General features: G+C 38.5%; 25 protein-coding genes and 1 tRNA gene. 19 read left to right on the top strand and 7 right to left on the bottom strand.

Going from position 1 to position 25,165, the window contains the following annotated elements:
- Positions 1-24: 24 nt before the first annotated feature.
- The 3 genes from BM015_RS12245 to BM015_RS12235 are packed head-to-tail and all read right to left on the bottom strand — an operon-like array spanning position 25 to position 2,984.
- Positions 25-1,335, bottom strand: a complete 1,311-nt coding sequence (locus BM015_RS12245) for an RsmB/NOP family class I SAM-dependent RNA methyltransferase (RefSeq protein ID WP_090658741.1) — start codon at positions 1,333-1,335, stop codon at positions 25-27.
- Positions 1,328-2,152, bottom strand: a complete 825-nt coding sequence (locus BM015_RS12240; RefSeq protein WP_090658739.1) for an SAM hydrolase/SAM-dependent halogenase family protein — start codon at positions 2,150-2,152, stop codon at positions 1,328-1,330. Before BM015_RS12240 ends, BM015_RS12245 begins: the two co-directional genes overlap by 8 nt.
- Before the next feature lie 25 nt (positions 2,153-2,177).
- Positions 2,178-2,984 (bottom strand): SDR family oxidoreductase, encoded by an 807-nt coding sequence (locus tag BM015_RS12235; RefSeq protein ID WP_090658737.1) that lies wholly within the window; start codon positions 2,982-2,984, stop codon positions 2,178-2,180.
- Between the two features lie 141 nt (positions 2,985-3,125).
- Here BM015_RS12235 and BM015_RS12230 point away from each other — a divergent pair.
- The 8 genes from BM015_RS12230 to BM015_RS12190 all read left to right on the top strand — a co-directional run bounded on the left by BM015_RS12230 (position 3,126) and on the right by BM015_RS12190 (position 12,379).
- Positions 3,126-3,198, top strand: a tRNA-Lys gene (locus BM015_RS12230).
- Between the two features lie 218 nt (positions 3,199-3,416).
- Entirely contained in the window at positions 3,417-4,526 is a 1,110-nt protein-coding gene (locus BM015_RS12225; protein WP_090658735.1) for an acyltransferase family protein, read from the top strand.
- A 128-nt stretch (positions 4,527-4,654) separates the two neighbouring features.
- Positions 4,655-5,962, top strand: a complete 1,308-nt coding sequence (rimO, locus tag BM015_RS12220; protein WP_090658819.1) for a 30S ribosomal protein S12 methylthiotransferase RimO — start codon at positions 4,655-4,657, stop codon at positions 5,960-5,962.
- Between the two features lie 45 nt (positions 5,963-6,007).
- The gene (gene bshC, locus BM015_RS12215; protein WP_090658732.1) at positions 6,008-7,600 is read left to right on the top strand and encodes a bacillithiol biosynthesis cysteine-adding enzyme BshC; all 1,593 of its coding nucleotides are present in this window, start codon (positions 6,008-6,010) and stop codon (positions 7,598-7,600) included.
- Between the two features lie 197 nt (positions 7,601-7,797).
- Positions 7,798-8,292 (top strand): acetyl-CoA carboxylase biotin carboxyl carrier protein, encoded by a 495-nt coding sequence (gene accB, locus BM015_RS12205; RefSeq protein WP_090658728.1) that lies wholly within the window; start codon positions 7,798-7,800, stop codon positions 8,290-8,292.
- 84 nt (positions 8,293-8,376) lie between these two features.
- Positions 8,377-9,714 carry an acetyl-CoA carboxylase biotin carboxylase subunit gene (gene accC / locus BM015_RS12200; RefSeq protein ID WP_090658726.1) on the top strand — a complete coding sequence of 446 codons (1,338 nt, stop codon included), beginning with the start codon at positions 8,377-8,379 and terminating at the stop codon, positions 9,712-9,714.
- A gap of 139 nt (positions 9,715-9,853) precedes the next feature.
- A complete protein-coding gene (locus BM015_RS12195; protein WP_090658724.1) occupies positions 9,854-11,143 on the top strand; it encodes a bifunctional folylpolyglutamate synthase/dihydrofolate synthase in 1,290 nt (429 codons plus the stop codon).
- Positions 11,144-11,182: 39 nt separating this feature from the next.
- Positions 11,183-12,379: a hypothetical protein gene (locus tag BM015_RS12190; protein ID WP_090658721.1), complete on the top strand. Its 1,197-nt coding sequence runs from the start codon at positions 11,183-11,185 to the stop codon at positions 12,377-12,379.
- A gap of 14 nt (positions 12,380-12,393) precedes the next feature.
- Here the strand turns inward: BM015_RS12190 and BM015_RS12185 are convergent, their stop codons facing one another.
- The 3 genes from BM015_RS12185 to BM015_RS12175 all read right to left on the bottom strand — a co-directional run bounded on the left by BM015_RS12185 (position 12,394) and on the right by BM015_RS12175 (position 15,611).
- Entirely contained in the window at positions 12,394-12,798 is a 405-nt protein-coding gene (locus tag BM015_RS12185) for an acyl-CoA thioesterase (protein WP_090658719.1), read from the bottom strand.
- A 206-nt stretch (positions 12,799-13,004) separates the two neighbouring features.
- A complete protein-coding gene (locus BM015_RS12180; protein WP_143075842.1) occupies positions 13,005-14,636 on the bottom strand; it encodes a L,D-transpeptidase family protein in 1,632 nt (543 codons plus the stop codon).
- 51 nt (positions 14,637-14,687) lie between these two features.
- Positions 14,688-15,611, bottom strand: coding sequence for a PfkB family carbohydrate kinase (locus BM015_RS12175; protein ID WP_090658715.1), 924 nt, complete (start codon positions 15,609-15,611; stop codon positions 14,688-14,690).
- Positions 15,612-15,723: 112 nt separating this feature from the next.
- Between BM015_RS12175 and BM015_RS12170 the strand changes: the two genes are divergently transcribed.
- Together BM015_RS12170 and BM015_RS12165 are read left to right on the top strand one after the other, a co-directional pair.
- Positions 15,724-16,017, top strand: a complete 294-nt coding sequence (locus BM015_RS12170; protein WP_090658713.1) for a type II toxin-antitoxin system HigB family toxin — start codon at positions 15,724-15,726, stop codon at positions 16,015-16,017.
- Position 16,018: 1 nt separating this feature from the next.
- Positions 16,019-16,375 carry a helix-turn-helix domain-containing protein gene (locus tag BM015_RS12165; protein ID WP_090658817.1) on the top strand — a complete coding sequence of 119 codons (357 nt, stop codon included), beginning with the start codon at positions 16,019-16,021 and terminating at the stop codon, positions 16,373-16,375.
- 16 nt (positions 16,376-16,391) lie between these two features.
- Here BM015_RS12165 and BM015_RS12160 read toward each other — a convergent pair whose 3' ends face one another.
- Complete coding sequence (locus tag BM015_RS12160) at positions 16,392-17,570, bottom strand: aspartate aminotransferase family protein (RefSeq protein ID WP_245751384.1); 1,179 nt, start codon at positions 17,568-17,570, stop codon at positions 16,392-16,394.
- 210 nt (positions 17,571-17,780) lie between these two features.
- On the opposite strand from BM015_RS12160, the gene BM015_RS21580 reads away from it, so the two are divergent.
- From BM015_RS21580 to BM015_RS12115, 9 genes are all read left to right on the top strand, one after another.
- On the top strand, positions 17,781-17,939 hold the full coding sequence (locus BM015_RS21580) for a hypothetical protein (protein ID WP_177191890.1): 159 nt from the start codon (positions 17,781-17,783) through the stop codon (positions 17,937-17,939).
- A 198-nt stretch (positions 17,940-18,137) separates the two neighbouring features.
- Entirely contained in the window at positions 18,138-18,695 is a 558-nt protein-coding gene (locus tag BM015_RS12150; protein ID WP_090658707.1) for a cob(I)yrinic acid a,c-diamide adenosyltransferase, read from the top strand.
- 65 nt (positions 18,696-18,760) lie between these two features.
- Positions 18,761-20,167 (top strand): peptidoglycan-binding domain-containing protein, encoded by a 1,407-nt coding sequence (locus BM015_RS12145; RefSeq protein ID WP_090658705.1) that lies wholly within the window; start codon positions 18,761-18,763, stop codon positions 20,165-20,167.
- Positions 20,168-20,292: 125 nt separating this feature from the next.
- Positions 20,293-21,276 (top strand): D-alanine--D-alanine ligase, encoded by a 984-nt coding sequence (locus BM015_RS12140; RefSeq protein ID WP_090658703.1) that lies wholly within the window; start codon positions 20,293-20,295, stop codon positions 21,274-21,276.
- Between the two features lie 21 nt (positions 21,277-21,297).
- Complete coding sequence (locus BM015_RS12135; protein ID WP_090658701.1) at positions 21,298-22,122, top strand: PASTA domain-containing protein; 825 nt, start codon at positions 21,298-21,300, stop codon at positions 22,120-22,122.
- A 12-nt stretch (positions 22,123-22,134) separates the two neighbouring features.
- Positions 22,135-22,449 carry a rhodanese-like domain-containing protein gene (locus BM015_RS12130; protein WP_090658699.1) on the top strand — a complete coding sequence of 105 codons (315 nt, stop codon included), beginning with the start codon at positions 22,135-22,137 and terminating at the stop codon, positions 22,447-22,449.
- Between the two features lie 167 nt (positions 22,450-22,616).
- Positions 22,617-23,708: a DUF695 domain-containing protein gene (locus tag BM015_RS12125; protein ID WP_090658697.1), complete on the top strand. Its 1,092-nt coding sequence runs from the start codon at positions 22,617-22,619 to the stop codon at positions 23,706-23,708.
- A gap of 114 nt (positions 23,709-23,822) precedes the next feature.
- Positions 23,823-24,683: a carboxylating nicotinate-nucleotide diphosphorylase gene (gene nadC / locus BM015_RS12120; RefSeq protein WP_090658695.1), complete on the top strand. Its 861-nt coding sequence runs from the start codon at positions 23,823-23,825 to the stop codon at positions 24,681-24,683.
- 11 nt (positions 24,684-24,694) lie between these two features.
- Entirely contained in the window at positions 24,695-25,039 is a 345-nt protein-coding gene (locus tag BM015_RS12115) for a translation initiation factor (RefSeq protein WP_090658693.1), read from the top strand.
- Positions 25,040-25,165 lie beyond the last annotated feature (126 nt).

The raw sequence follows: 25,165 nt of genomic DNA, 5'->3' as shown, positions 1-25,165 counted from the left end.
AAGCGAAGTGAGGATTTAAAAATGTTAGTTCTTTTTGAATAAAGCGGCAAACATGGTATCCGCTTTTTTACCGTAGCCTTTTATTAATTCCAGTTTTATCAATTCCAGTTTTAATTTTTGCTGAATAAAATCAGCAGTTGCTTCATTTTCCTTTTCAAAAACTGAACAGGTTATATAAAGAAAGAAGCCATTAGTTTTTAAATATTCAACCGCATTGCGCACAATCTTTTGCTGGCGTGCAGCATATTCTTCAATTTTTATTACATTAAAAAAATATAGTTGTTCCGGTGTTCTGCCCCAGGTGCCGCTGCCGGTGCAGGGTGCATCGCAGATGATGAGGTCGTAAGGGGAATTGGGAATCGGGAATTTGGAATTGGTAAGAGTTGATTGGTTGAAAAGTTGATTGGTTGAAGCGTGAGGAGTTGGAAATATGGAATTGGGAATTGGGGATTGGGAATTGGCCGCATCATACACAAAAGTTTTATATTTTTTGATGCCTGCTTTTGCAAAACGTTGTTTAAGGTTTTGTATGATGGATGAACGAATATCAGAAGCAGTTAATTCAATATTCTTTAATACATCATAAGCCAGTATTGATTTACCGCCGCTTCCCGCGCAGCAATCCCACACTGATATACGATTTTGAATTTCTTCTTTACTGATAGCTGATACCTGATAGCTGATAGCTGGCAGATGTTGCGCTGCTTCATATAAAAAAGAGCCCACCTGCTGCGAAGCATAATCCTGAATTACAGCTTCTTTATTAATATCTATAACTGAATTAATGTTGGTGGAAGGAGCGAGGCCGATGCAGCTTTCTTCTATAATGTTGTATTGAATGTTATGTGATTGCAGTTTATTTATAACCCCATTATTAAAACCAGGCCTTATTCTTAAGAAAACATCTGGTTGAATAAAGAAAGCTTTGGCGAAAGCATCATTATCTAAAGGTTTGCTGGCTTCATTATAAAACGGAAAAACGTCCTGCAACGAAAAGGAATATTTTGACTGAACAAATGCTATGCGTTTTTCTAAATTATTATGATTATTCAGCCATTCGCCTTCAAACAAAAATTTCCAGTTTTCAATATTATCATTGCAAATAAAAATGGCAAGCTTTAATCTTTCTTCTGCTGAAATAGTTGAAAAAGCTTTTCCCAGCCTGAAAAAATTATAGCAAACATGCGTTATAATCTTTCTGTCTCTCGAACCATGTTTTTTATGCTGCGAAAAATATTGTTTTAAGAAATGTTGTAACGGCATAGTTCCATCATACAACTGTATAATTTTTATAGCTGAATTAAAATACGATTGAAAACGCATGGCATTATTCAAAGAAGATTTTTACACGCTCATACATTAATTTATTGCTGGGCAAAGTGTTTAAAGTAGTGCCGCCTGAAAAACGTTTCAGCCCGAACAAACCTGCAAGATTGCCTTTATTGATAGCAAGTTCAAGATAACCCGCAGAATTAAACCAGGCAAGTCTTTCGCCCTGTTCAACTGATGCATAATTTTCACTAATGTTTACAATGCCGCCATCGTTGCGGGCAGGTAAAACTATCCTGAATTTTCTTCCCTTACGGTGTTCTTCAAATTCTTTTTTGGTAAGATTAATGACCACGTTTTCAAACTGGTCAATAAATATTATCTGGCTGTCAATCCAGTCAGGCCCGGCAGTTGAACGAAATGGATATTTTTCTTCAATGCCTGTAACCACATCGCCTATTGCCTGTAATGATGAACCATTTTCTATTGCATTCAGTGCTTTGGCAAAAGCTTCGGTGCAGCTTAATACACCTAATGCATTTGGTATTTTAACGGAAACAATTTCGGCAGGTTTTTCACCGGCGATCATTGTTAAGATGCCATTATCGGGGCAAACAATAAACTGGTTGTTATGTTTTGCAAGCAATAAATGATCAGGTGATTTTTCAAATAAATTAATAATTACAAAATGAAAAGCACCTGCGGGATAAAAAGAAAAAGCATTGGTGCAAACATAAGCGGCATGCAAATAATTATTGGCCACAAGCTGGTGTGTAATGTCTATAATTGAAGCTGAAGGAACAGCTTTTATAAGTTGCCCTTTAATAGCACCAACAACATAATCGCTTTGACCTATATCAGTAGATAATGTAATTACAGGCATGAATTGTAAATAACAGGCATTCGCTTTATTTAACCAAAACTCCTTTATTAAAAAAGAATTTATGCACTAATTTATCTGCAAGCTCAGGCATAAAACGGGTTAGAAAAATTGTTTGTTTTCCCTGTCCTGATAAAACCAGGGTACGTTTTCTTTTTTCAATGGCTTTTAAAATATGTTCAGCCACTTCCTCAGCGCTCATAAGGCTTTCTTCATCCAGCGGTGTTTCGCCCTGCGGCTGGGAATTTTTATTTAAAGCAACATTTCGAATATTCGATTTTGTGAAACCCGGGCAGGCCCACATTACGTTTACACCACTGTCCAGTAATTCTGTTCTTAGCGCTTCCATCCATCCCTGCAATGCAAATTTTGATGCGGAATAACCGCTTCTTCCCGGCAAGCCCCTGTAGCCTGCAATAGATGAAATAGCGGCAACAGTGCCTTTGTTTTTGAGTATATGAGGCAAAGCATATTTGGTGCAATAAACGGCGCCCCAAAAATTAATATCCATTACACGATGAATGGTTTCGAGGTCTGTTTCACTAAACAATGCCCGCATAGAAATGCCTGCGTTATTAATTAATATATGAATAGTACCAAAAGTGGTAATAGCCTGGTTAACCATACTCTTGCAATCAGCTTCGTTGCTTACATCTGCAGACAATGCCAGCAATGGCTTGCCTGCATATACAGTTTGTAAATGATACAGCTTGTCATAGTCACGCCCGCAGGTAACAACTTTTGCACCCTGCTGCATTAATGAATAAACGAGCGCCTTGCCAATTCCATCCGTGCCACCGGTAACCAATACTACTTTGTTTGTAAAAAACGACATATCATTTATTTGCCTGCAAATTTAGTTACTTGTAAAGGTTGTAGAAATGTAAATATTGAAAAGTAAGAAGAAAGATATTATTTAAGTTTTGGTGCAATATGTTTTTCTTCTATTTTTGCACTCCCAAAAACAAAAAGGGATGAACTCGTAGCTCAGCTGGTAGAGCACAACACTTTTAATGTTGGGGCCCTGGGTTCGAGTCCCAGCGGGTTCACGAAAGGTGCAAGCAATTGCGCCTTTTTTATTTTTAAGAGATTTGAAGAGATGATGGCTGATATGTTATTTCAGCCACTTCAATTATATAAAATTGAAACTATCTGTCTGCATTTTGATACGATTTGGTTTAATTCAGATAAGCTGCTTACCTATTTTTACAAAAGTCTATTAATAACAATTTAATCTTATTAAGGCCGGGTTTCATATTTAAGCTCAATGAGTAATAATAACAGTCTTTCCACAAAGCCGCATTACCTCATATTGGATGGATTACGTGGTGTGGCAGCCATTATCGTTGTAACTTTTCACCTTACAGAACCATTAGGAACCGGGCATCTGGATATTATTGTTAACCATGGCTACCTGGCTGTTGATTTCTTCTTCCTGTTGTCAGGCTTTGTAATCGGTTATGCCTATGACGACCGCTGGCATAAAATGACTGCCGGCACTTTTTTTAAGCGCCGTATTGAACGGCTTCAACCAATGGTGGTGTTAGGAATGACGCTTGGGGCAATTGGCTTTTACTTTACAGATTCAACCATCTGGCCTATCATCCATACCATTCCCCTGTGGAAAATGCTGCTTGTGATGTTTATTGGATATACTATCCTGCCTGTTCCTTTATCAATGGATATACGTGGATGGGAAGAAATGCACCCGCTCAATAGTGTAGGCTGGTCATTGTTTTTTGAATACATTGCCAATATTCTGTATGCCATCGGCATCAGGAAGTTCTCAAAAACAGCGTTGGGTATTTTAGTATTGATCTCGGCCATAGCACTCGCGCATTTAGCCATTACCAACGGCGATGTCAGCGGCGGCTGGACGTTAAATGCAGAACAGGTACGCGTGGGCATTACCCGCACTATGTATCCCTTCTTTGCAGGCCTGCTGCTTTCACGCATAGCTAAACCCACCCGCATTAAGAATGCTTTTTTATGGTGCAGCTTTTTAATTGCCCTTGTTTTATACATGCCACGCATAGGCGGTGCTGAACATCTTTGGATGAACGGAGTTTATGAATCAGTGTGTATCATCATTATTTTTCCACTTATTGTTTACCTCGGTGCCAGTGGCGCAATATATAGCCAGGCTGAACGCAGGATATGCAAATTCTTAGGCGATATATCTTACCCGCTTTACCTCGTGCACTATCCAATAGTGTATTTTTATGTTGCCTGGATCAGCAACCATAAAGGTGTTACCATCGCGCAGGCCTGGCCTTATGCGTTGTTAATTTTAATAGGTAGCATCGTTTTGGCGTATGCCAGTTTAAAATGGTATGATGAGCCGGTTCGTAAATGGCTGCGAAAAAAACTGGGATAGACGGGTTGATGAAATGAGAGATACCTGCAATGTATTCATATCAGTTTAAAACAATTGCAGTTGCTTTCCGGCTACTTGTTAATATCTTCCTGCATAAATTTCCCTGCTTTACCTTTGCACACTTTATTATGAAGGCGAGAACATTAAAACCTGATAAGGTAAATATTATTACACTGGGCTGCAGCAAAAACCTGGTTGACAGCGAGGTGCTTAGCGGCCAGCTAAAAGCCAATGAAATAAATGTGGTGCATGAAAATGCCAAACTCGATCACAACATTGTGGTGGTGAATACCTGCGGATTTATTGATAAGGCCAAAGAAGAAAGCATTAACACTATTCTCGCACAGGTTGATTTAAAGAAGCGTGGCAAGCTGGATAAAGTGTATGTTACCGGCTGTTTGAGTGAACGCTATCGGAATGACCTTGAATCAGAAATCCCGGAAGTGGATTCCTGGTTTGGAACATTGGAATTGCCTTTGATATTGAAAGAATTTGATGCCGATTATAAAAAAGAATTATTAGGCGAAAGATTATTAAGTACGCCAAAACATTATGCCTATTTAAAAATAAGCGAAGGCTGCAACCGCACTTGTGCTTTTTGCGCTATTCCTTTAATGCGCGGTAAACACATCAGCAAAACCATTGAAGAAATTGTAGCAGAAGCAGAAGGTTTGGTGAAACGTGGCGTAAAAGAAATCATGCTGATAGCACAGGAACTTACCTATTACGGTTTGGATATTTATAAAAAAAGAATGCTGGCCGACCTGCTGAAAAAATTAAGCGATGTGCAGGGCCTGGAATGGATTCGTTTGCATTATGCTTATCCTAACAAATTTCCCTTTGAAGTATTGGATGTAATGCGTGAGCGTGAAAACATCTGCAATTATCTTGATATGCCTTTGCAACATGCCAGTGACCGCATGCTGCAGCTAATGAAACGCCAAAGCACCAGAACAGAAATCATTGAAACATTAAATACTATCCGTGATAAAGTGCCGGGTATATGTTTGCGCACTACTTTAATAGCTGGCTTTCCAGGTGAAACAAAAGATGATGTGCAAGAACTGAAATCTTTTTTGCAGGAGCAACGTTTTGACAGAGTTGGCGTGTTTACATATTCACATGAAGAAGGTACCAGTGGCTATAACCTTGTTGATGATGTACCTGCTGCTGAAAAACAAAAGCGTGCAGAAGAAATAATGGAAGTGCAGCAGGAAATAAGCTATGAAAAAAATGCAGAAAAAGTAGGCAAAGTATTTAAAGTTATCGTAGATAAAAAAGAAGCAGGCCGCTATTTGGGCCGCACAGAATTTGACAGCGTTGAGGTGGATAATGAAGTAATTATTCAATCAGGCAAAAAATTACAGCCGGGCCAGTTTATACAGGTAAAAATAACCAATGCCTTCGATTACGATTTAGAAGGAGAAGTTATATAGAGCCGGTAACGGAACGTGTTGTTTAGTGCCTTAATTTGCATCCCAATGGATACACACTGTAGTTATGTTTCTTACGAAAAGACAGGATATTTTTCTAAGCTCGTTATTGATTATTTAAATAACGCTGAGGCCTTGCAGCCTTTTTATAACCTTCGTCCGCAACCGGAAAATGTGTCGGCTGCCATCGCTCAAAAGGAAGGTTTTAAACACCGCCAGGTTTTGGTTCAGCAGCTTCAGCAACAGTATGAAGGGTTAAGCGTTTCTGAAAAAACATCTTCTAATATTCAGTCGCTCTTAAATGAAAACACTTTTACTGTTACAACCGCGCATCAGCCCAATATTTTTACCGGGCCTTTATATGTTATCTATAAAATTTTTCATGTTATAAAAATTGCAGAAGAATTAAACGCTTCTCATAAAGAAAAACATTTTGTGCCGGTGTATTTTATGGGCAGCGAAGATGCAGATCTTGATGAACTGAATAATATTACCATCAACCAGATAAAATACACCTGGCAAACAAAACAAACCGGCGCTGTTGGCCGAATGTATGTTGATAAAGCTTTGCTGCAGGTGTTGAATGAAATAGAAGGACAGCTTAGCGTATTGCCGTATGGTAAAGAACTGATGGAACTTTTTCGTTCTGCCTATAAAGAAAAAACAAGTATTCAACAGGCAACGCTTCATTTATTAAATGGTTTGTTTGGAGAATATGGATTGATTGTTTTAATTCCTGATAATGCTGCTCTCAAAAAACTTTTTCAGCCTGTAATTGAAAAAGAATTAAAAGAACAATTTTCACATAAAGCTGTTGCTAAAACAACAAAACAGCTTGAAGCGCATTACAAGGTGCAGGCAAGCGGCCGGCAGATAAACCTGTTTTATTTAATTGATGATAAGCGGGAGCGGATTGAAGCCGAAGATGAAAAGTTCAAGGTTGAAAGTTTAAAATTGGAATGGTCGCTTGATGAAATATTAAAGGAACTCGACGAACATCCTGAACGTTTCAGTCCTAATGTTATTTTGCGTGGCGCTTTGCAGGAAACCATTTTACCGAACATTATTTTCGTTGGCGGCGGTGGAGAGCTGGCTTACTGGCTTGAGCTAAAAGATGTTTTTAATGCGGTGGATATTCCATATCCCATGCTTGTTTTGCGCAATTCATTTTTACTGGTAGATGAAAGAGCGGCAGGAAAGATAAAAGCGATGGATTTTGCTCCCGCCGATTTCTTTGAAGATGAACACCTTTTAATGAACCGGTTTGTGCACGAGCACAGTAATAACATCACCAGCCTTGAAGCAGAATTTACACAGGCAGAGTTATTGTATAATGAAATTTCGGGCATTGCTTCAAAAATAGATACCACGCTTGTTCAGCATATTGCAGCATTAAAAGTAAAAACGCTTAAGGGGCTTTCCGGCCTCGAGAAAAAAATGCTCCGTGCTGAAAAAAAGAAATATGTTACAGACCAGGTGCAGTTGCAAAAAATAAAAAAGCAACTTTTCCCTTCCGGTAACCTGCAGGAAAGAGTAGAGAATTTTTCGGCATTTTATACTGTTTCAAAGCCATCTTTCTTTAAAGATATTTTTGCAGCGTCAGGCGCTTTCAGCCAGCAGTTCGCTATATTGGTCCGATAAAATGCATATTGATGACAACAATAAAAACCAGGCATTGCTTATACACTATTGTATGCAAAAAATGAAGCTTTTTTTTAAAAATATATTTTCTGAGAAAACGCCTGTTTTTTACAAAAACTGGCTGTTCTGTGCAATTTTTGCCTATTTTGCCTGCCCTTTTTCACTAAAATCATATAAATAACCCCAAAAATTAAATTATGGATTATAAACAAATTCAGGAACTTATTAAGCTTGTAAATAAAAGCAACATAGGGGAATTGAGCATTGAAGAAAAAGATTTTAAAATATTAATCAAACAGAAAAGAGACAAAGTTTATCAACCTGAGATACAGCAATTCCCGGTACAGGCGCCGCTATATGTTCAGCCACAGGCCGCTGCTCTTCCGCAGCCGGTAGCCGCAGCAACTGCACCGGCACAGCAAACCGCAACTGCTCCTTTAAAAACAGATAATCTCATCACCATAAAAAGCCCGATGATTGGTACTTTTTATAAAAGGCCTGGCCCTGACAAACCAAATTTTGTAGAAGTTGGGGATGAAATTGCACCGGGTAAAGTTGTTTGCATAATAGAAGCCATGAAACTCTTTAATGAAATTGAAAGTGAAGTGAGCGGCAAAATTGCAAAAATACTTGTTGAAGATGCAAGCCCCGTTGAATTCGACCAGCCTCTGTTTTTAGTAGAACCAGCCTAAGTAAAAATTAAAAAATCAAAAGTCAAAACATCATTTGACATAACGCGATTTTAATTTTTAATTTTTAATTTTTAATTTATTAAAGTGTTTAAAAAAATACTCATAGCCAACCGTGGCGAAATTGCCCTTCGTGTTATAAGAACCTGCAGAGAAATGGGCATTAAAACGGTGGCTGTTTATTCTACTGCCGATAAAGACAGCCTTCATGTGCGTTTTGCCGACGAGGCTGTATGCATTGGCAAGCCTCAAAGCAGCGATTCTTATCTTAATATTCCGCATATAATTGCCGCATCGGAAATTACCAATGCTGATGCTATTCACCCGGGTTATGGTTTCCTGGCAGAAAATTCAAAGTTTGCACAGATATGCGGCGATCATGGTATTAAATTCATAGGGCCCACGCCGGCCATGATTAATGCTATGGGCGATAAAATAACCGCCAAAGAAACCATGATAAAAGCAGGCGTGCCTGTAGTGCCGGGCGGTGAAGGTTTATTAAAAGACCTGGATGAAGCCAAATCGCTGGCAAAGGAAATTGGTTATCCCATTATATTAAAAGCAACCGCTGGTGGCGGTGGCAAAGGCATGCGCGTTGTATGGAATGAAAGCGAAATTGAACGTGCTTATAATACCGCTAAAGCTGAAGCAGCCGCTTCGTTTAAAAACGATGGCATTTATATGGAGAAATTTGTGGAAGAGCCACGCCATATAGAAATACAGGTTGCAGGTGACCAGTTTGGTACGGTTTGCCATTTAAGCGAACGCGATTGCAGCATTCAGCGCAGGCACCAGAAATTGGTAGAAGAATCCCCTTCGCCTTTTATGACGCCTGAACTGCGTGAAAAAATGGGCGCTGCCGCTATTAAAGCTGCTTCGGCTATTAATTATGAAAGCGTGGGCACCATAGAATTCCTGGTTGATAAACACCGTAATTTTTACTTCATGGAAATGAACACCCGCATACAGGTAGAACATTGCGTTACAGAGGAAGTTATCAATTTCGATCTTATAAAAGAGCAGATTAAAATTGCAATGGGCGAAAGAATTTCCGGTGAAAACTATGCACCGCAAATGCACGCTATTGAATGCCGTATAAATGCGGAAGACCCGTATAATGATTTCCGGCCTTCACCCGGTAGGATAAATGTATTGAATACACCCGGCGGTCATGGTGTGCGTGTTGACAGCCATGTATATGCAGGTTATGTAATTCCGCCGTATTACGATTCTATGATCGGCAAGCTCATAACGGTTGCCCGCACCCGTGAAGAAGCAATTGATACCATGTACCGTGCTTTAAGCGAGTATGTAATTGATGGAGTAAAAACAACCATTCCTTTCCATCTTCAATTGATGAAGAACGAAGATTTCCGCAAAGGAAATTTCACTACCAAATTCCTGGAAACTTTTGTAATGGAATAAAGTAAAAATTAATAACCGATAAAAGGCCGGGAAGTGTAAAAGCTTTCCGGCCTTTTAATTACAGTCTATCTCATATAAATCTAATATTTCTAATATTGATTACAATACAAATCCAATATCTTTCATTTTACTTTGCAGTATGACGTACGCTGATACGCTTGCATATTTATACGAACAGTTGCCCATGTTCAGCCGCATTGGCACAGATGCTTACAAGAAAGATTTAACCAATACCAAACAACTTTGCGCTGCATTAAATAACCCGCAAAAAAAATTTAAGAGCATTCATATTGCAGGTACAAATGGCAAGGGTTCTGTTAGCCATATACTGGCGGCCATTTTGCAAACTGCCGGTTATAAAACAGGCTTATATACGTCGCCGCATTTAAAAGATTTCAGGGAAAGAATAAAAGTGAATGGTATAATGTGCACTGAAGAATTTATTATTGATTTCACTGAAAAAATTAAACCACAGTTTGAACGTCTCGAACCTTCTTTTTTTGAGATAACGGTTGCAATGGCGTTTGAATATTTTGCGCAGCAAAATGTAGATGTAGCTGTTATAGAAACGGGGCTTGGCGGCAGGCTTGACAGCACGAATATTATATTGCCTGAACTTTCAATCATTACAAATATTGGTTACGATCATACGCAAATACTGGGCGATACGCTTGAAAAAATAGCCTATGAAAAAGCAGGTATTATCAAGCAAAATATTCCTGCAATAATCGGCGAAGTTGTGGATGAAACAAGACCGGTTTTTCAAACGGCTGCCAAAGAAAAAAACGCACCGCTGATTTTTGCACAGGAAAATTTTTATGTGCAGGACTTCAACTATGAAAACAATCATTTGAAAGCAGAAGTGGTTGATGTGAGAAAAGATGAACATCATACTTTCCTGCTCGATTTGCCGGGCATTTATCAAACAAAAAATATAGTTACTGTTTTAGAAGCGGTGCATCAACTGCAGCTCAAGGGATGGCAAATAAAACTGCAGCATATACAAAAGGCTTTAAAACAAGTAAAACATCTCACCGGCCTTCACGGGCGATGGGAGAAATTAAAAGAAAACCCGGCTGTAATTGTTGATGTGGCGCATAATGCTGCGGGCATAAAACAACTGCTGGAACAACTTGAGCTTGAAAGCTATACCCGCCTGCATTTGATTATTGGATTTGTAAAAGATAAAGATATTGAAAGCATCCTGTCTTTGTTGCCTGTAACTGCGAATTACTATTTTACCAAAGCGCAATTGCCAAGGGCCCTAAACGAAAAAATGCTTGCCGGCCTTGCTGCTGTGCATGGCCTGAAAGGAAAATATTTTGAAGATGTAAATGCAGCGCTTTCTGAAGCCATTACCCGTGCTGATAAAGAAGACCTGGTTTTAATTTGTGGCAGCGTATTTTTAGTAGCAGAAGTAAATTTGTAACACGTTTTAATCCTGTATACGAAGCTAATTGTTTGCTCTATGATTAAACTTAAAAAACCGGCGCTGCTGCTGGCTGGCTGCTTTATATGCTTTGCCGACAATGCCCAAAGCCTTAACTGGTTGTTAGGTACATGGAATGGGTCATCCAGCGTTAATAAAACTGAACTCGTAAGAACCATCATAATAGATTCTACTGATGGCAATTCTTTTTTTGGTATAAGAACCAATGAAATAAAAGGCCGTCATAATATAAAAGTTGAAACGGCGCTCATCGGTTCTGTTGATGGTGAAACTATCGTGATTAAGAATGGTGCTGTGCTTTACAGGAAAAACCCGCCAAATGGCGAATGGAGCGATTGTTCAAACTGTAACTCTGAGAATAATATAACGATTGAAAATAGCAGGCTTGTTTTAACTACACGTATTTCTGGTTGTAAAAAGGAATGCAATGGCGTTACTGTTTACCATAAATCAATCTGCGATTTTGATTCAGCAACACAGCAATATCTTATTACCCGTTTTGGCGATGGTGCAGATGATCTTTCTGCATGCAAAGAAAAAACGCCTGCTGATATTGCCGCAGAAAAAAAGTATAACGATTCTGTTGCGGCTGCAAATAATATTGTCCGGCAAAATGAAGAGCAACGAATTAAAGATTCAACAATTGCTGCAATTGCATTTGTAAAAAAAAGAAGAAAAGAGATTGCTGATTCAATAAACCTTGCAAAGAAGCATGATAAACAAATGCAGGATTCGATAACTGCTGCTAATAATATTGCCAGACAAAAAAAAACGCAGCATATAAACGATTCCATTGCAAAAGCTTCTATACCAAAAGCGCCATTGCCTGTTAAAGATTCAGCGAGCCCCACAACTGCAAAAGCGTTGGAAACAAGGGATAATGTTTTATTAAACACATATCACATAACAACGCCGGATATTTTACTGGAGCTGTTTGACAATGCACAAATTGATGGCGACCGGGTAAGCGTTTATCATAATGGTGCTTTAATTGTAAACAATCAAACTTTATTAAAAGAACCTATCACTATAAAAATTCATGCTGATGCTGCTAACCCAATGCATGAGTTTACCATGATTGCAGAGAACCTTGGAAAAATTGCTCCAAATACAGCACTGATGCGTGTTACGGTGGGAGAGAAGGTTTATAAATTATCTGTAAAAACAGATATGCAAACCAATGCTAAAATTGTTTTCTATTATGATGGAAAGTAATGCGCATATAACCATTACTGCATAAACAATCTTACCATAGCTTCATCAATACGCTGAGGTTTTTGCGTTTCCACATCAACAGGTATCCACAAGCTTACTGCACTGATAATTTTTTTATTATCTGCCGGGCGGGTTATTTCATAATGGCGTTTCCAGGTCACGTTTGTATATTCTCCCGTCCATGTTGTTATAAGCAGGTTATCATTTAAGAAAGCCTGGTTATGATAATTCACTTCATGTTTTCTTATCATCCATACAAGTTTATTTTTTAATTCAGGCGTGGCGATTGCATGCCAGTGCATAGAAGCGATATCCTGCATCCATTGTATATAAACCACATTGTTTACATGGTTCATTGCATCAATATGAGGTTGCTGCACCTGCATGTGTATGCTGAATTTTTTTGGAATGGACGGCATGGTTTGATATGATAAAATGTGAAAAGTTTTTGTGTGAATTGTGAGTGGCCAGTTGTGAGTAAGATGCTTCAAATCAATAATTGTTATTAACGTCAGCAGGCTTTTTCATAAATAAATCAAACCTGGTTTTGCATCGATATCATCATACTTTTATATTCACGATTGACAATTCACGAAAAATGTGTTTAATGCTGACTGAACATCTTTTATTTCAATGCCATTAAATTACTGTTGCCGGTAAATAATTTGGCTGCCATTGCAGAATCATGTTTATAAATATCACGGCGAAAATTGAGGCTGCCATTATTGTCAACAAACGCAGTATAATAACTTATTACTACCGGTACTGGTTTTTTAAGCGTTACCCATTTTTCTTTATCAAGGCTCATGAGGCTGTCAACCGTTTGGTTATTGTAAGTTGCTGTATCGTAACGCAGCAAATACATAGCGAGTTTTTTAGGTTCGCTCAAACGAATGCACCCATGACTGATGTTCCTGTTTGATGCATTAAATGCTCCACGATTATTCGTATCGTGAAAATAAATATCGAAGTTGTTTGGAAATAAAAATTTTACCCTGCCCAAAGCATTGTCAGCGCCGGGCAATTGTCTTATTGCCGGAACACCTTTTGCCTGCATGCCAAACTGCTCCATGTGGTGTGCGGCCAGGTAATTAGGATTGCGTGCAATGCCCGGTAATATTTCTTTCTTCACAATACTTGCCGGTATATTCCAATACGGGCTAAACACGATGTATTTTAAGTTGCCCGTAAATATAACGGTGCCGGTGGCCGATGAACCTACAACAACGTTCATAGGAAACTGAAGCTTCCCGCTATCATACACATACATTTTATATTCAGGAATGTTTACCACAATCGAATTTGTGCTGTCATTCATTGGCGGCATCCAGCGCAGGCGCTCAAGGTTTATAAGAATTTGTTCTATTCTTTTAGCCGGCGTTACATTTAGTTGTGTAATAAATGATTTTCCAATTACACCATCCGGGCTTACACCCATGCGCACCTGGAACTTTTTTACGGCCGACAGCATTAACGAATCAAAAATATCTGTTGTATCGCTTTCTTCCATATCTCCCAAAGCAAACAGGCGTTTTTTTATGGTTATTATTTCGGGTGATGTGGCGCCTTTATGAAGTGCCTTTTCAGGATATGGCAGAGAATCCCATGGTGTGGTTTGTGCTATCTTGCGATAAACGGAAAGATAGTCGAGCAACTTTTTATATGCACTGCTTAAAGGAATTTCAGTTTTTTTAATGTCTGATTTATTCGCGATAAGCGAATCAAGCATTACAGAAAGGTTTAGTTTTTTACGTGGAATAAACCAGCCAAGCTCCTGGATATTTATATCGCTGCCGCCATAAATTTTTGAAGCATAAGCAAAGAACTGGCCCGTGAGCTTTAACTCTGTGTCAGTAATATTCTGCGTTGTTTTTATATTTTTATTTGAAGTGTCTGTTTTAAACTCATCTACTTCATCAGAGAGTTTTTTATTGTATAAACTGCTGTCGCTATATGTATCAACGGCATTTGCGAGCAGGTTCATAAAATTATAAGCTTGCTCGCCAATGCCACTGCTGTCAAACCATGCACATTGATAATTGCGTAACTTATAAAAATCACTATACTGCTGGATGAACTTTGTGTATTCAGGATGTTTTGTTAAAAAAACTTTGATGGTATTACTATCAATGAAGAGGTTATTAAAAGATGTTTTTTGATTAATACTTTTATCAACTTCTATTTTTTCTTTTTGTTTTGATTTGCATGAATAAACGCCAATACCTGTAAAAAGAATAGCCCACAATAATTTTTTCATATTTGAAATTATGGGAATTTTATTTTCAATTATCACACCAAAGCAATGCTTTTATGCCAAAGTAATATCGAAGTTAACGAGCTGCACAAATTCCTGTAAGCGGTTTCCAATATCTTCCTTTGAAATTTCTTTTAAGCGCTCCGTACCAAATTTTTCCACGCAAAAACTTGCCATGGCAGAACCAACAATAATGGCAGTTTTCATGTTCTCAAAAGAAATATCTTTTGTTTTTGCAAGATGGCCAATGAAGCCGCCTGCAAAAGTATCGCCGGCGCCGGTTGGGTCAAACACATCATCCAATGGCATTGCGGGAGCAAAGAAAACTTTGTTTTCATGAAACAGTAAAGCGCCATGCTCACCTTTTTTCACAATAAGAAATTTTGGCCCCATTGTTAATATTTTTCTAGCTGCTTTTACAAGCGAATATTCACCGGTTATTTGTCTGGCTTCACTGTCGTTTACCAGCAAAACATCCACCATGGTAAGCGTTTGTTTAAGGTCTTCCCATGCCGTTTCAATCCAGAAATTCATGGTATCCATTACAATTAATTTCGGGCGCTGTTTAAACTGGTTGATTATTTTTTGCTGAATGGCAGGCACGAGATTGCCGAGCATTAAAAAATCGCAATCCTGGTAACTGTCCGGAACATTGGGGTCAAAATCAGCCAGTACATTCAAGTCGGTAATTAAGGTATCACGGCTGTTCATATCAAGATGATATTTGCCGCTCCAGAAAAATGATTTTTTATCAGGCACAATTTCAACGCCATCTGTTTTAACACCCCTGGCTTGCAGCGCCTGCAATTCTTCCTGTGGAAAATCGTTGCCCACAATGGAAATTTGTTGAATTGGTTGCACAAAAAAAGACGCTGCATAAGCCACATAGGTTGCCGATCCGCCAATAATTTTATCCGTTTTATCAAAAGGCGTTTCAATAGCATCAAAAGCCATTGTTCCTACTACAGTAATACTCATTTTAATTTTTTGGTTTGCCGCAAACCTAAAGCAATGGCGGAAAATAAAAAACGGTTAATATTGTAATTTCCCAATTTGGTAACTTTTCTTATCTTTGATAAAATAGATATTGTTGAGAGTTATTGCAAAAAAAATACTTCGTGAGTTCTGGGAGAAACACGGAGATTGTGAACAACAACTTAAAGCATGGTACCATGAAGCTTTAAAAGCAGAATGGTCCAATTTAAATGAAATAAAAGCGGAATACCCGGCTGCAAGTATTATTGGCAGTAACAGAATTGTGTTTAACATAAAAGGCAATACATACAGGTTAATTGTAAAAATAAATTATGACTATAAAATAGTATGGATTCGTTTTATAGGAACACATGCAGAATATGATAAAATAAATGCTAAAAATATTTAAAATGAACATTAGGCTAATTAAAACGAAAAGAGATTACGAACGCGCCCTTGCAAGGTTGGAAACTTTATTTGATGCTAAAAAAAATACAGACAATGGCGATGAATTGGAAGTGTTGAGCCTCCTGATTGAAAAATATGAAGATGATCATTTCCCAATTGATTTGCCCGACCCAGTGGAAGCTATTAAATTCAGGATGGAACAATTAGGCTTAACACAAACTGATCTTGCTGACATTATTGGGCATAAAAGCAGGGCAAGCGAGCTACTTAATAAAAAAAGAAAGCTTTCTTTGGAAATGATACGGCAGCTTCACAAAAACTGGAATATCCCCACGGAAGTTTTAATCCGGGCTTACTGATAGTAGTGCTTTAATTTCAGGCATATTCTTCAATCGCCTTCAAAATAATTTCACAAGCATTTTTAATTTCATCCTCTTTAATTATCAAAGGCGGGGCGATGCGCAATCTGTCAGGCGCAAAAACAAACCAGTCTGTAATCAAACCGTTATCAACACATGCATGAATAATGTTTTGAGCTGTTTCCATTGTTTTAAACTGAAGAGAAGCCCATAAGCCAAAATGATTTATTTTTTTTATGGACAGATGATGTAATTGTTCAATTAAAAGTGCTTCTTTCTTTTTTACATAGTTTATATAATTCCCGGCTAATAAAACTTCAAACGCAGCTTTGCCCGCAGCGCAGCTTACAGGATGCCCGCCAAACGTTGTGATATGCCCAAGCACGGGATTAAAACTTAAAGTTTGCATCACATTTTTATTAGCTATAAATGCGCCAAGCGGCATGCCGCCACCTAAAGCTTTACCCAATAATAAAATATCAGGAACAATATCAAATTGTTCAAATGCCCACAACGTTCCGGTTCTGCCAAAGCCTGCCTGTATTTCATCAAGAATGAGTAAAGCGCCCTGTTCTGTGCATTTTTTTCGCAGTTGCTGCATCCATGTTTTTGATGGTACAGTAATACCACTTTCTGCCTGTACCGTTTCAAGAATTACGCAGGCTGTTGCTTCATTTATTAGGTCAAAAACTTCATCGCTGTTATAGTCGATATGTAAAATGCCGGGCAGCAAAGGCCTGAAAGCATTGCGGTAATATTCATCGCCCATAACGCTTAATGCGCCCTGCGTGCTGCCATGATAACTTTTATTGAATGCGATAATATTCGTGCGGCCGGTGGCGCGTTTTGCCAGCTTTAAAGCGCCTTCTGTTGCTTCTGCACCGCTGTTGGTAAAATAAATGCAATCCAATGTTGAAGGAAGATGCTCCGTAAGCAATTTGGCATAAGCCGTTTGCGGCGTTTCTATAAACTCACCATAAACAATCAGGTGCATATATTCATCCACCTGCTTTTTAACAGCTTCAATTACTTTAGGATTTGAATGCCCTATGTTGGCCACATTAAAACCCGAAATTAAATCGATGTATCGTTTACCTTTTACATCGTATTGATAAATGCCTTCAGCCTTTACAATTTCAAGCCCGATAGGTGCAGGCGATGTTTGGGCAATGTGTTTAAAAAATATGTCGCGCAAAACAATGTTGATTTAATATGAAGTTGAAATATTTTTCTGCAAAGCAAAATAATAATAGTGAACTATGCCGAAGGAATGTATCGTGGTTTTATAAAGCCTGACGGTGAAACGAAAGCGGAGCTTTATAAACAGCGTTTAAACATTTGTTTTTGTTTCATAATGATTTTATGGCATGGTTTTATAATTATTATGCTTATAAAACCTTTTACTATGAAAAATATTTCCGGAAAAATATTAAAGCCTGTAAGTGCAATAGTAATAGCGGCAATAATGCTTTGTTCCTGTACCGCTACCGTAAAAGTTCCCAAACATCCGGCTCCCGGTGAACCACCGCCGCCACCGCCAAAAGTTGAGATACATGATAACTAATTCAATGAACTGTTGGTTTGTCTTATTTAAAATTTGTATGAATTATTGATCAGGTGTTTTGGAAATCTTTATCAGATAACAGCTTCTTCCTATATGCAAAATGACTTGTATTAACCGCAAGTCATTTTTTCTTTTTTATACATATAACTTTAAAGTTTAAGCCTGTGAGAATGATGCGCAAGTACTTAACTTTACCCTATGTCAACGAAGATTTATACAAAAACGGGAGATAAGGGAAAAACCGTTCTTATTGGCGGAACGAAAATTCTTAAAAATGATATCCGTATCGAAACCTATGGTACTGTTGATGAATTAAATTCACATATTGGCCTTGTAACGGATTATACGCCTGATGAACATCAGCGTGAGGTTTTAAAACTGGTGCAGGACCGGTTATTTGTAATAGGTTCATCTCTTGCCTGCGATCCTCGAAAAGAAACCGGCATGCATATTCCTGATTTACGGGAAGATGATATTACTATACTTGAAAACGAAATAGATAATATGAATGAACAATTGCCTGTCATGAAAAATTTTATCCTGCCGGGCGGGCATGTGGCTGTTTCTGCAACACATATTGCACGTTGTGTTTGCAGGCGCACAGAGCGTTTATGCGTAAATATGCAGCAGCACGAATTGTTTATTGAACCGCTTATATTAAAGTACCTTAACCGGCTGAGTGATTATCTTTTTGTGCTTGCCCGTTTTACTGCACAGGAATTGCATGCAGCCGAAATTATATGGAAACCGCGTTAACTGCAGCTCATTAAATAAGCCAAACCTTAACGCTTCCTTTTAATGCTGAAAATTAGATTTGTAACATGAAGCGCTTTTTCTTGTTGTTATTGCTGATGTTTTTTCTGTGCCCGGCTTTCACCCAGGATTTAACCGGCATCTGGCGTGGTAATTTTTATGCCGGCGCACCGCCTTTTCAGCAATATTATAAATACGAAGTGCAGATAGATCAGTTGAATAACAATTCTATAAAAGGCGTAACTTATTCTTACCGCACCACTGTTTTTTATGGTAAGGCCACATTTGAAGGTATATGGTTTCCAAAAACAGAAAGCGCCCTTATAAAGGAATTAAAGCTTGTTGAGCTTAAAATGGCTGGTAACAGTGAGGCCTGCGCTATGACATGCAACCTTGAATATTCAAAACAGGATGGAAAAGAAATTCTCAGCGGCACCTTTACAAGCATAAACGTAAACAGCAAAACTGATTGTGGCAGCGGCACCGTTTACCTGGAAAGGGTGCAGGAATCAGATTTTCATAAAGAAGATTTTTTGCTGAAGAAAAAACCATCGGCGCCTTCACCGCAGGATCGCATCGGGCCAAGGCCATCTTCTAAAAATACAGTTATAACAAGTAATACAAAAAAACTGCAATCAGCGCTGGGTGTTCCGGCAGATGGAAAGGCCGGCCCTAAAACCATGGCGGCTCTTAGAAAAAAACTGCCCGGTTATAACGATGAACCGGATTTTAATGATACGGATGCTATTAACAAACTCATAGACCGTATTAAGAAAACTAATTCTTCTGCTACCGTAAAAACGCCATCGCCGGCAAATGATATTTCAAAAGCAAATGCCAAACGGCTGCAAACCGCGTTGGGCGTGCCTGCGGATGGCGTTGCCGGGCCTAAAACAATTGCAGCTTTAAAAAATAAATTGCCTGGTTTTAAAGAACGGCTTGATGTAACCAATACAAACCAGGTAAATGATTTGATAAACCGTATTAAAAAAGCAGATGCAATTGCGAAGAATAAAATGCCGGCACATCCCTCAGCGCCAAAACCTGATACAGTTGTGAAAACACAGCCGCCGGCAAAAGCGCCTGAAGTTATCCCGGAAAAAATAAAGATACCGGTGCCGGAGGTTATTAAAACAAGGAGTAACCCGCTTATCAGAACGATTGTTACCAATCAACCTGATATTAAGATTGAATTGTATGATAACGGCGATATTGATGGCGATACCATAACGGTATATCATAACAACGAGGTTATTGCCTGGAAAAAAGGTTTAACGGATAAGCCTGTTACAATTAATGTGAAAGCCGATGCCGGCAACACAATGCATGAATTTGTGATGGTGGCCGATAACCTCGGCTCCATTCCGCCCAATACAGCATTGATGATTATTACAACAGGTGGCAAGCGCTACCAGTTGTTTGTATCAAGCGATAAACAAAAAAATGCAAGAGTGGTAGTGGAGTATCAGCCATAATCTTCTGTGTGCCAATAATGTTTTTGCCTGTTGCCGCCGGCAGCTAACGGGTAGAATAAAAAGCGGCAATGATTTAGGAATGGCTTGTACTTTTTTTCTATTTCTTTGCGTTTCATAAAAAGGTTATGAAGAAAAAAATTGCATTGCTTACTGGTGGTTATAGCCGCGAATCTGAAATAAGCTATCAAAGCGTGGTAACGGTAAACAATAATGTTGACAGAAATAAATATGATGTTTATCTTATCGATATAAACCCGGAAGGATGGTTTTATGAAGATGCCAACGGGGAAAAAATAAGTGTTGATAAAAACGATTTTTCAATAACTGTAAACGACGAAAAAATAAATTTTGACGGCGTATTAATGTGCATTCATGGTACGCCTGGTGAAGATGGAAAACTGCAGGGCTATTTTGATTGTATAGGGTTACCTTATACAACCTGCGATGCGGCCACATCGGCCCTGACTTTTAATAAGCGATATACAGTTGCCGTTGCAGGTTTCGCAGGAATAAACGTTGCCAAATCCATGCATGTTTTTAGAAACGATGTTATAAACGAGGAAGACATTATTCATAAATTGAAGTTCCCGGTGTTTGTGAAGCCCAATAATGGAGGGTCGAGCATAGGCATGAGTAAAGTAAACCGGCCTTCGGAGGAAATTGGAATAGCTTTACAGAAAGCTTTTAATGAAGATGACCAGGTGCTGATTGAAGAATTTATTGAGGGCCGGGAATTTACAATTGGTGTATTTAAAACAAAAGGCGAAATAATTACATTGCCCATTACAGAAGTAAAATCGAAGAAGGATTTTTTTGATTTTGAAGCGAAATATAAAGGTTTAAGCGAAGAGATTACGCCGGCGCAGGCAGATCCTGCAATTATTGAAAAAGTGCAGGTAGCTGCAAGAAAAATATATTCGGTATTAAATTGCCGTGGTGTGGTGAGAATAGATTTTATTTACAACGAAGCTAAAGGCGAGCCTTTTATGCTGGAAGTAAATACCGTGCCCGGTCAGAGTGCGGCAAGCCTTATTCCGCAACAGGTAAAAGCAATGGGGTGGACGCTGGAGCAGTTTTATACAGCGCTTATTGAAGAATGCTGGAATTAATTAATAAGAAACAAATCATTAATGTTTAAATTCATAACGCAACGTTCTTTTTTTGTAAACCTGTTAGTGGCAATAGCGCTGCTTTTATTAATAATTTTTGCGTTTTTCTTTTCACTCAGCTCTGTTACAAAACATAATGAATCTATATCCATACCGGATGTAACAGGAAAAACATTGGCAGATGCAATCAGCTTCCTGAAACAAAAAAAATTCCAGGTTGCTGTACAGGATTCTGTATATATTGATTCCGTGCCGCCGCTTACTGTAATTAAGCAATCTCCCGAAAGTGAAGAAGTAGTAAAAGCAAACCGCACTATTTATCTAACTATAAACCGTGCAACCCCGCCATTAATTGAAATGCCCGATCTGAAAGGATTCTCTTACAGAAGTGCGCAAATGTTTTTGGAAAGCCTGGGGCTTAAACTGGGTAACATAAGTTATACGCCGGATATTGCCCGCAATGCGGTTAAAGACCAGTTGCTGAATGGAAAAACAGTAAACCCGGGTACCAAAGTGCCAATGAGCACTGCCATAGACCTTGTGCTTGGTAACGGGCTTGGTGATACACAGCTTGCTGTTCCCGATCTTGTGGGTTTAACGGTGTCTCAGGCAAAGGAATATTTATCGGGGGATAATATAGGCATAGGTGTAATACTCACGGAAGGTGCGGTTGCAGATACGGCCAATGCCTATATTGTTCGCCAAAACCCTGACCCAACAACATTATTGCCAAGCGGTGAAAGAGTAAATAACCGTATTCGCGCCGGGCAAATGATGGATATATGGATAAGTACAACCCCGCCGGTAAAAGATTCATCTGTAACTCCGCCGGTTATTAATAATTAATAAAAATCTATTATGCAAACAATAACAGTACAGGAATTAAAACAACGCCTTGATGCAGGAGAAAAAATTCATCTTTTGGATGTAAGGGAACCAAACGAAAATGCTGAATTTAATATTGGCGGCACGCTGCTTCCGCTTGGTGAAGTACGCAATATGCAAACAGAACCTGTTGATGACTGGAAAAAAGATGAAGTGGTGGTGTATTGCAGAAGTGGCAACCGCAGCGGCCAGGCAGCAATGATACTTGAGCAGTTGGGATTTGAAAATGTAAAAAACCTGACAGGCGGCATGCTGGCGTGGCAGCAAAATTTTGGTGCAGGCAGCTAAAAATGCCTTGCCCGTATAATTTATAAATTACATATTTATCCATATTTTGATTAAGCCCGCTTTGCTTAGCCCTCAGCGCGGGCAATCAAAATAATATGTAATTTAGCAGCGGCTGCTGCAAACAATTAACTCTTAAATATTCTACAACAACTCTAAATCACAAAATCATGGGACTTCTCAAAAAAATTTTTACCAAAAGATTTCAATCGGATCTGTACAGGAATTTTTGGGACTGGTTTCAGAAAAATGAAAAAGATTTTCACACCGTAATAAAAAATAAGGGCAATATTGAAGAAGCCTTTTTCAATAAGCTTGCGCCTAAATTAAATGAGGTAAGTAAAGATATATTTTATCTTACCGGTATGAGCAACGATAATACTGTTGAATTAATATTTACTGCAGAAGGCGTAATTAAAAATATTGTTTTTATTGAAGAACTGGTGGCTGCTGCCCCTAAAATCAAAGGCTGGAAATTCACGGCGCTAAAACCTGCACTTGATATAAAGAATGTCGTTATAAACATGTCTGGCTATTCTTTCAACAGTGAGAATATTTGGTTTTATGAAAACGGTGACGATGAATATCCGGATGAAATAAATATATCCATAGTACATGATGATTTGGTTGAAGATAACTGGCAGGCAATTACAAACGGTGTTTATGTTTTCCTTGATAATTATATAGGCGAATTAAATTTTGCAACGACGATAGATAATATGAAAGTAATCAGGAAAGCATTGGCTAACCGGCCGCTTATCCCGATAGAAAAATTAAAAACCTATTTAAAATGGCGGGAGAAAGAATTTGTTGAAAAATATGATGGCATACGCCACAGCTCTGAAAACGATCAATATGCAACACTCAAGGTTGCATTAAAAAACGGGAACTCCTTAATTGCAACCATGAATATGGATTTGCTTGAATGGGATGGCAAAAGTTCACATCCCTGGATTGGCGAATTTGAAATAAAATATAAAGGCGAGTATGGCGGCGGCATGCCGGACAAAACAGTGGCAGAACTGCTGAATGTAATTGAAGAGAAAATTTGCGAAGACCTTAAAGATGCCGATGGCTATTTAAATGTAGGCAGGCAAACAGCGGAAAGCATAAGAGAAATTTATTTTGCCTGTAAAGATTTTCGCAAACCTTCCAAAGTGTTTGATAAGGTAAAACGCCATTTCGATGATAAATTTGAAATATCATACAATATTTATAAAGACAAATACTGGCGGTCATTTAATCGTTTTAAACAGAACTAATGTAATGTTTAAAGCGATGAATTGTTTAGCTTAAAGCGAGCAGAAAGTGATCTGTTTTGAGTGTGCTCATTATTCATTGCCGGCAACTCACTTAACTTAGCACTAAATAAATTCATGCAATCTTTCAACGAACGTTTACATCATTTAATTAAAGAGGCACTTGCCGAAGATGTTGGCGATGGCGACCACTCTTCATTAAGTTGTATTCCATCTGCACAAAAAGGCAAAGCTGTTTTAAAAATAAAGCAGGATGGTATTATTGCCGGCGTTGATATAGCACTGCAGATTTTTAATTATACAGAACCTTCTTCCATTTTCAATATTTATAAAAAAGATGGCGAAGCCATGCACAATGGCGAAAACGCTTTTGAAGTAGAAGCGCATATTCACACTATCCTGAAATGCGAAAGACTGGTATTGAACTGCATGCAAAGAATGAGCGGCATTGCAACGTTAACTCATCAATACACAGAAAAATTAAAAGGCTATAAAACCCGGTTGTTAGATACAAGAAAAACAACACCTAATTTTCGGTTGCTGGAAAAAGAAGCAGTACGTATTGGCGGCGGCGTTAATCATCGTTTTGGCTTATTTGATATGATTATGCTGAAAGATAATCATATTGATTATGCCGGGGGTATTGAGAAAGCTATTGAAAAGGCCTGGCAGTATGTGCGAACAAAAAAACCGGGATTGAAAATAGAAGTAGAAACAAGAAATATAGACGACGTAAAAAAGGTGTGTGCGGTTGGCAAAGGCAAAGTGTTTCGCATTATGGTTGATAATTTTACGCCCGCCCAAATAAAAGAGGCGCTGGATGTTATTAAAAATGATTTTGAAACTGAAGCCAGCGGTGGCATTAATTTGAATAATATTGAATCTTACGCTGAAACCGGCGTTGATTATGTAAGTGTGGGCGGCTTAATTCACCAGGCGCAAAGCTTAGACCTGAGTTTAAAAGCTGTTGTAATTTGAACGTGTAAAGTATGAGTAAGAAAAACAAACCAGATTCAAGGGGTTTTGTTTACAGTACCGACCCCAACTTTTCTTTTCAGGCTGATGAAAACGATGAGCAGGAAACCCTGCCTGCGGCGCAGCAAAAATTGAGGATACGGCTTGAAACCAAACATCGCGGTGGTAAAACCGTAAGTTTAATCACAGGGTTTATTGGCGCAACGGATGATCTCGAAGACCTCGGGAAAAAACTTAAAAATTTTTGTGGTACCGGTGGCGCTGTTAAAGATGGCGAAATAATTATACAGGGTGATCAGCGGGAAAAAATACTGCAATGGCTGCTGAAAAACGGCTATAAACAATCCAAAAAAATATAAAAGCTGCTATTTCGGGAATTGCTTTGTCATTCATCCGTAAATTTTAAACATTTTTTATACAGAAAACTGAAATCTAAAATCAGAATTGCTAACTATTATTCGATTTTCTTGCGCTATAAGCTTACT

The organism is Parafilimonas terrae, assembly GCF_900115755.1.
Classification (GTDB): domain Bacteria; phylum Bacteroidota; class Bacteroidia; order Chitinophagales; family Chitinophagaceae; genus Parafilimonas; species Parafilimonas terrae.
This window is presented reverse-complemented; position numbering and strand designations above follow the sequence as displayed.

Excerpts from the sequence above, each read along its gene's own strand:
- BM015_RS12115 (WP_090658693.1), top strand. The coding sequence starts at position 24,695 with ATGAGTAAGAAAAACAAACCAGATTCAAGGGGTTTTGTTTACAGTACC.
- bshC (WP_090658732.1), top strand. The coding sequence starts at position 6,008 with ATGGATACACACTGTAGTTATGTTTCTTACGAAAAGACAGGATATTTT.
- BM015_RS12235 (WP_090658737.1), bottom strand. The coding sequence starts at position 2,984 with ATGTCGTTTTTTACAAACAAAGTAGTATTGGTTACCGGTGGCACGGAT.
- BM015_RS12240 (WP_090658739.1), bottom strand. The coding sequence starts at position 2,152 with ATGCCTGTAATTACATTATCTACTGATATAGGTCAAAGCGATTATGTT.
- BM015_RS12125 (WP_090658697.1), top strand. The coding sequence starts at position 22,617 with ATGGGACTTCTCAAAAAAATTTTTACCAAAAGATTTCAATCGGATCTG.
- BM015_RS12195 (WP_090658724.1), top strand. The coding sequence starts at position 9,854 with ATGACGTACGCTGATACGCTTGCATATTTATACGAACAGTTGCCCATG.
- accB (WP_090658728.1), top strand. The coding sequence starts at position 7,798 with ATGGATTATAAACAAATTCAGGAACTTATTAAGCTTGTAAATAAAAGC.
- BM015_RS12150 (WP_090658707.1), top strand. The coding sequence starts at position 18,138 with ATGTCAACGAAGATTTATACAAAAACGGGAGATAAGGGAAAAACCGTT.
- BM015_RS12225 (WP_090658735.1), top strand. The coding sequence starts at position 3,417 with ATGAGTAATAATAACAGTCTTTCCACAAAGCCGCATTACCTCATATTG.
- BM015_RS12140 (WP_090658703.1), top strand. The coding sequence starts at position 20,293 with ATGAAGAAAAAAATTGCATTGCTTACTGGTGGTTATAGCCGCGAATCT.
- BM015_RS12185 (WP_090658719.1), bottom strand. The coding sequence starts at position 12,798 with ATGCCGTCCATTCCAAAAAAATTCAGCATACACATGCAGGTGCAGCAA.
- BM015_RS12130 (WP_090658699.1), top strand. The coding sequence starts at position 22,135 with ATGCAAACAATAACAGTACAGGAATTAAAACAACGCCTTGATGCAGGA.
- nadC (WP_090658695.1), top strand. The coding sequence starts at position 23,823 with ATGCAATCTTTCAACGAACGTTTACATCATTTAATTAAAGAGGCACTT.
- BM015_RS12175 (WP_090658715.1), bottom strand. The coding sequence starts at position 15,611 with ATGAGTATTACTGTAGTAGGAACAATGGCTTTTGATGCTATTGAAACG.
- BM015_RS12165 (WP_090658817.1), top strand. The coding sequence starts at position 16,019 with ATGAACATTAGGCTAATTAAAACGAAAAGAGATTACGAACGCGCCCTT.
- BM015_RS21580 (WP_177191890.1), top strand. The coding sequence starts at position 17,781 with ATGAAAAATATTTCCGGAAAAATATTAAAGCCTGTAAGTGCAATAGTA.
- rimO (WP_090658819.1), top strand. The coding sequence starts at position 4,655 with ATGAAGGCGAGAACATTAAAACCTGATAAGGTAAATATTATTACACTG.
- BM015_RS12180 (WP_143075842.1), bottom strand. The coding sequence starts at position 14,636 with ATGAAAAAATTATTGTGGGCTATTCTTTTTACAGGTATTGGCGTTTAT.
- BM015_RS12135 (WP_090658701.1), top strand. The coding sequence starts at position 21,298 with ATGTTTAAATTCATAACGCAACGTTCTTTTTTTGTAAACCTGTTAGTG.
- BM015_RS12190 (WP_090658721.1), top strand. The coding sequence starts at position 11,183 with ATGATTAAACTTAAAAAACCGGCGCTGCTGCTGGCTGGCTGCTTTATA.
- BM015_RS12145 (WP_090658705.1), top strand. The coding sequence starts at position 18,761 with ATGAAGCGCTTTTTCTTGTTGTTATTGCTGATGTTTTTTCTGTGCCCG.